The sequence below is a fragment of the Vibrio sp. 1288 genome, from assembly GCF_033344475.1.
Genome location: NZ_JAWPOX010000581.1, coordinates 1 through 674, shown reverse-complemented (window position 1 = coordinate 674; position 674 = coordinate 1). Strand labels below are relative to the sequence as shown.

Below are 674 nucleotides of genomic sequence, written 5' to 3'. Positions count from 1 at the left end.
TCCATCTGTGCAATAAATTTTTGACTCAGACTTAAAATAAATTATAACTATTGTACAAAAAGTTGAGCCAAGTCCTTTGAGCAAGTGATTAACAATGAGTAAACTACAAGATTCACTCAGAGAGGTGTTGAATGCAACAGTGTGACAAACGACAAGATGAGTTTACTTCACAAGACGTAGAAATCATCTCGAAGGAATCTGTGTTTGAAGGCTTCTTTAAAATGGTGAAGTACCGTTTTAAGCATAAGCTATTCGCTGGTGGTTGGAGCGACGTGGTCGAACGAGAAATGTTCGAGCGTGGCCATGCCGCAGCAATGCTGCCCTACGATCCTAAAACGGATCAAGTGGTTATCATTGAGCAGATCCGCATTGGCGCATTGGAACATGAACACCCTTGGCAGCTAGAAATTGTCGCCGGTATGATCGATCGCGATGAATCCGCAGAAGAGGTGATTCGCCGTGAAGCCGAAGAAGAAGCAGGCATTACCGTAGGGCGAGTGGCATCAGTCACGTCTTATTATCCTTCTTCCGGTGGATGCTCTGAAAAACTGGATGTGTTTGTTGGTGAAGTTGATGCTTCTAAAGCGCACGGCATTCATGGTTTAGACTATGAAGATGAAGACATTCGAGTTCATGTGCTAAGTCGTGAGCAAGCGTACCAATGGGTGAAAGAC

At 44.2% G+C, this 674-nt stretch carries 1 protein-coding gene; it reads left to right on the top strand.

The annotated features are described in order from the left end of the window. Window positions 1-131 precede the first annotated feature (131 nt). Window positions 132-674, top strand: a 543-nt coding sequence (nudF, locus tag R8O11_RS28150) for an ADP-ribose diphosphatase (RefSeq protein ID WP_318194990.1), incomplete at its 3' end; no start/stop codon positions are given.